This is a genomic window from Burkholderia sp. Se-20378 (assembly GCF_017104665.1).
GTDB classification, from domain to species: domain Bacteria; phylum Pseudomonadota; class Gammaproteobacteria; order Burkholderiales; family Burkholderiaceae; genus Burkholderia; species Burkholderia lata.
Genome location: NZ_JAAGPG010000590.1, coordinates 1 through 4,999, shown reverse-complemented (window position 1 = coordinate 4,999; position 4,999 = coordinate 1). Strand labels below are relative to the sequence as shown.

At 67.5% G+C, this 4,999-nt stretch carries 5 protein-coding genes; all 5 read right to left on the bottom strand.

Going from position 1 to position 4,999, the window contains the following annotated elements; all coding sequences use genetic code 11:
- Nucleotides 1-90 precede the first annotated feature (90 nt).
- Entirely contained in the window at nt 91-1,512 is a 1,422-nt protein-coding gene (locus tag G3N93_RS34310) for an AmpG family muropeptide MFS transporter (protein WP_206134958.1), read from the bottom strand.
- Between the two features lie 119 nt (nt 1,513-1,631).
- Nucleotides 1,632-2,240, bottom strand: coding sequence for a methionine biosynthesis protein MetW (metW, locus tag G3N93_RS34305; protein ID WP_006755281.1), 609 nt, complete (start codon nt 2,238-2,240; stop codon nt 1,632-1,634).
- Entirely contained in the window at nt 2,237-3,382 is a 1,146-nt protein-coding gene (locus tag G3N93_RS34300; protein ID WP_174937431.1) for a homoserine O-acetyltransferase, read from the bottom strand. The genes metW and G3N93_RS34300 overlap by 4 nt, the downstream gene beginning before the upstream one ends.
- Nucleotides 3,383-3,648: 266 nt before the next feature.
- A complete protein-coding gene (slmA, locus tag G3N93_RS34295; RefSeq protein ID WP_011353547.1) occupies nt 3,649-4,314 on the bottom strand; it encodes a nucleoid occlusion factor SlmA in 666 nt (221 codons plus the stop codon).
- The coding region (locus tag G3N93_RS34290) for a pyrimidine 5'-nucleotidase (protein WP_241026820.1) at nt 4,281-4,999 on the bottom strand (719 nt) is incomplete at its 5' end. The genes G3N93_RS34290 and slmA, both read right to left, overlap by 34 nt.

Sequence of the window (4,999 nt, the reverse complement as noted above, 5' to 3'; positions counted from 1 at the left end):
CCGGCGTCGGTCGCATGGGCGAACCCCGCGGCGAGTGCCGCGGCGCCGACGCTCAACGAAGCCGCAACGCTCGCGAGGCGGTGCAGGCCGTTACTGCGCACGGCTGGCCTCGCCGTTGCGTGCGGTCCCGTTCCACGGCGCGATCTTGAACAGCAGCAGCATGCCGGGAATCGCGAGCGCGGTGCACACGATGAAGTAGTCGAACCAGCCGATCTTCGCGACGATGAAGCCGCTCGCGGCCGACGCGAGCGTGCGCGGCACCGACGCGAGGCTCGTGAACAGCGCGAACTGCGTGGCCGTATAGCGCGGGTCGGTCGTGCTCGCGATGTATGCGACGAACGCGGCCATCGTCAGGCCGGTGGTGAAGGTTTCGGCGCCGTAGACGATCGCGAGCGCGACGGTCATCGGGCTGAATTGCGGCGTGACGGCAATGCCGAACACCGACAGCGCCGACGCGATCGCATGGCTCGTCGACACGGTGAAGTCGTAGAGCATCGCGAGCACGGGCGAACCGGGGCCGAGCTGCGCGAGCCACGCAAAGCCGAGCGTCGACACCATCTGCAGCGCGCCGAAGATCCACAGCCCGCGGCCGATGCCGATCTTCACGAGCCAGATGCCGCCGATGATGCCGCCGGCGACGCTCGCGACGAGCGCGGTGGTTTTCGCGACGATGCCGATCTCGGTGCGCGAGAAGCCGATGTCGAGGAAGAACGACGTCGACAGCGTAGTGGCCATCGTGTCGCCGATCTTGAACAGGAAGATGAACGCGATGACGAGCAGCGCGCCGGCCCAGCCGTCGCGCTGGATGAATTCGCGGAACGGCAGCACGATCGCGTCGCGCAGGTTGCGCGGCGGCGTGCCGACCACTTCGGGCTCGCGCACGACGAGCGTCATCAGGATGCCCGGCAGCATGAACGCGCCGGTGATCGCGAACACGACGTCCCACGGCAGGTGGTCGGACAGGATCAGCGCCAGCGAGCCGGGGATCAGCGCGGCCAGCTTGTACGCGTTCACGTGGATGGCGTTGCCGAGGCCCTGCTCGGTATCGCGCAGCAGTTCGCGGCGGTAGGCGTCGATCACGATGTCGGCGCTCGCGCCGAAGAACGCGACGAGCGTGGTGAGCGCGGCGACCGTCCAGATCGAGTCGCGCGGCGACACGAAGCCGAGCGCGGCGATCGCGCCCGCGACCAGCAGCTGCGTGAGCAGCAGCCAGCCGCGCCGGCGGCCCGGGCGCCAGCCGGGCAGGCGCGGGACGTAGCGGTCCATCAGCGGCGCCCACAGGAACTTCCACGTATACGGGAACTGGATCAGCGCGAACAGGCCGATTTCCTTCAGGTTCACGCCCTCGGAGCGCAGCCATGCCTGCACGAGGTAGACGAGCGTGAAGAGGGGCAGACCCGACGTGAAGCCCAGGAACACGCAGATCAGCATGTGCGTGTTCAGGTAGGCGCGCCAGCCGGGGTGATCCTCGTGAGCGGTGAGTGCGGGCGCCTCGTGTGGCGTTTTCGACATGGACTGGAACTGGATAGCGTTGACTGATTGCGGCGACAGCGCAGGCGGCGGCGCGGGTAGCGCAGCGGCGCGGCCGCACGTGCGTGCGGGCCGTCGGCGTCGATCAACGGCTCCCCGGCTCAGCTGCGCTTGACGCGGTAGACAGCAAGACTACCACGCCAGTTCGCTCCCCATCGAATCGGTTGGCCTTCGTGCAGCACCACGCGGTCGAGGATCGTCACGCCGACTTCGGGCGCCAGCGCCTCGAAATCCTCGATCGTCAGCACCCGGACGTTCGGCGTGTTGTGCCACTGGTACGGCAACGACTTCGACACCGGCATCCGGCCGTTCAGCACCGACAGCCGGTGCGGCCAGTAGCCGAAATTCGGGAACGACACGATGCATTCGCGCCCGACCCGCGCGGTTTCGCGCAGGATCGCGGCCGTCTGGTGAATCGTCTGCAACGTCTGCGACAGGATCGCGATGTCGAAGCTGTGGTCCTCGAACAGGCGCAGGCCGTCTTCCAGGTTCTGCTGGATCACGTTGATGCCGTTCTTCGCGCTCGCGAGCACGCCCGCGTCGTTCAGCTCGATCCCGTAGCCGGTCACGTCCAGTTCTTCCATCAGCAGCGCGAGCAGCGAGCCGTCGCCGCAACCGAGGTCGAGCACGGTCGAGCGCGGCTCGACCCAGCGCGCGATCGTGCGGAAGTCCGCGCGCGCGGACAGGGAATTCAGCGCTTGCTGGTTCATGCACCCACCTCGTTGGCGATTCGTTCGTAATACGCGCGGATCAGGTTGTGATAACGCGCGTCGTCGAGCAGGAATGCGTCGTGGCCGTGCGGCGCATCGATTTCCGCGTAGCTGACCGTACGCTTGTTGTCGAGCAGCGCCTTCACGATCTCGCGCGAGCGGGCCGGCGCGAAACGCCAGTCGGTCGAGAAGCTCGCGATCAGGTATTTCGCCTGCGTCTGCGCGAGCGCGGCCGTCAGGTTGCCGTCGAACGCCTTCGCCGGGTCGAAGTAGTCGAGTGCGCGCGTGATCAGCAGGTAGGTGTTCGCATCGAAGTAGTCGGCGAACTTGTCGCCCTGGTAGCGCAGGTACGACTCGACCTCGAATTCGACGTCGAAGCTGAAGTTGTACGCGTCGAGCGCGCCGTCGGCGCGGCGCAGTGCACGGCCGAATTTCTCGGCCATGTCGTCGTCGGACAGGTACGTGATGTGGCCGATCATCCGCGCGACGCGCAGGCCGCGCTTCGGCTTCACGCCGTGCGCGTAGTAGTCGCCGCCGTGGAAGTCGGGATCGGACAGGATCGCCGAGCGCGCGACCTCGTTGAACGCGATGTTCTGCGCGGACAGCTTCGGCGTCGACGCGATGTCGATGCAGTGCGCGACGCGCTCCGGATACATCAGGCTCCACGCGAGCGCCTGCATCCCGCCGAGGCTGCCGCCCATCACGGCGGCGAAGCGCTCGATGCCGAAGGCATCCGCGACGCGCGCCTGCGCGTGCACCCAGTCCTCGACGGTGACGACCGGAAAGCTTGCACCGTACGGTTTGCCGGTCGACGGGTCGATGCTCATCGGGCCGGTCGAGCCGAAGCACGAGCCGAGGTTGTTCACGCCGATCACGAAGAAGCGGTTGGTGTCGAGCGGCTTGCCGGGGCCGACCATGTTGTCCCACCAGCCGGTGCTGCGCGGATCGTCCGCGTAGACGCCGGCGACGTGGTGCGACGCGTTGAGCGCGTGGCAGACGAGCACCGCGTTCGAGCGCGCGGCGTTGAGTTCGCCGTACGTCTCGACGACGAGCTGATAGTTGCCGATCACGCTGCCGCTTTGCAAGCGCAGCGGTTCGGCGAAGTGCATGGTCTGTGGAGCGACGATGCCGATCGATTCCATTCGTTCCGCCTTATGACTGGGCAGCTAAATGGTGTCGGCGATGCGCGGAGTCGGAGATGCGCGGCTGACGACCTCTTTAGCCGCATTTGTAGTGAACCGCCGGGACAATGACGAATCAAGGCCCTGGCTGGTTCGCGCGCCCGCAATCGAGTCAGCAAATCGGCGCGTTTCTGGCTGCCGCCCGAGGGGCGACAGTCGGCAAAGTATAGCGGAAATTGCGGGGCGCGGATTCGGGCGTGCGGGCAGGGCGCCGCGCCCGCGCCATCTCACTGCAGGATCAGCCGCAAATGCGCGTCGGCCTGCTCGCCCGGCGGTTTCTGGAACCCGCCCTTCGCGAAGCGGTGCCATCGGCCGATCACGTAGCTGACGAGCAGGCTCGCCCGGGCGGCCGGGTCGTAGTCGGCCGGCAGCACGAACGGCGTCGCGCCGTCCGGCGGCGCGTTCGCCTCCGTGCGCGCGACGCGCAGGCATTGCTTGACGGTCGCCTCGATGCGGTCGAGCAGCTGGTTCACGCGCTCGGTCAGCCGCTCGTCCTCGCCGACCAGCGCTTCGCCGGTCAGCACGCGAGTCATGCCGGGGTTCTTCGCGGCGAAGTTGAGCATCGTCAGCGCGATCGTGCGTGCCTGCTGCACGCCGTTCGGCTCCTTCGCGACGATCTGGTTCACGAGCCCGAACAGCGCCTGCTCGATGAACTCGATCAACCCCTCGTACATCTTCGCCTTGCTGGTGAAGTGCCGGTACAGCGCGGCTTCCGACACGTCGAGCCGGGCCGCGAGCGCAGCCGTCGTGATTTTCTCGGGCTTGGGGGCCTCGAGCATTGCCGCGAGCGTCTGCAGGATCATCACGCGGCGCTCGCCCGGCTTCGGGCGGGCGCGGGTGGGTGTGGCCTGGCTTTCCGTTACGGCTTGGTCCTGCGGGTAAGTCGGCTGCATTTTTGTCGCCCCGATCGTGTGCCCAGTCGGAGCGATTTTAGCGAACGAATGCGTTGATCGACATAGTGCGGGCGACCGGTAGTCGGCAAATGGCCGGGCAGGTGGCCGGTGATCCAGACCGTACCGATGCCGAGGCGCTTGTAGCGCTTCAGGTGGCCGCGCGTATCCTCGACGAGGATCGCGTCGGCCATGCGTGCATTCGCGGTGCGCAGCGTCCGGCGCAGCATCGTGTGATCGGGCTTCGCGCGCCACGCGCGGCGGTCGCGCATGTGCTCGATCGCGATCACGCGCTCAAACAGCCGTTCGATCCGCAACTCGCGCAGCACCGCGCGCGCGTAGTTCTCCGGCGCGTTGGTCAGCACGAACTTGCGCCCCGGGAGCGCGGCGACGATGCGCGCCAGCCCGCGTTCGGCGCGCAGCATCGCGGGCAGGTCGGAAAACGTGTGGACCACGCGCAGGAAGTCGTGCGGGTCGATCGGATGATGGCGCGTGAGGCCGAGGAGCGCGGCGCCGTAGCGCTCGGTGTAGCCGTTGCGCAGGCGGTCGGCTTCGGCGCGCTCGACCTGCAGCGCGTCGATGATGTACTGCGTCATCGCGCGGTTGATCTCGGGAAAGATCGCGTGCGATGCGTGGTGAAGGGTGTTGTCGAGATCGAACAGCCACACCGGCGCGCCGGCGCGGGGCA

Coding starts and splice junctions, on each gene's coding strand:
- G3N93_RS34310 (WP_206134958.1), bottom strand. CDS start 1,512: ATGTCGAAAACGCCACACGAGGCGCCCGCACTCACCGCTCACGAGGAT.
- metW (WP_006755281.1), bottom strand. CDS start 2,240: ATGAACCAGCAAGCGCTGAATTCCCTGTCCGCGCGCGCGGACTTCCGC.
- G3N93_RS34300 (WP_174937431.1), bottom strand. CDS start 3,382: ATGGAATCGATCGGCATCGTCGCTCCACAGACCATGCACTTCGCCGAA.
- slmA (WP_011353547.1), bottom strand. CDS start 4,314: ATGCAGCCGACTTACCCGCAGGACCAAGCCGTAACGGAAAGCCAGGCC.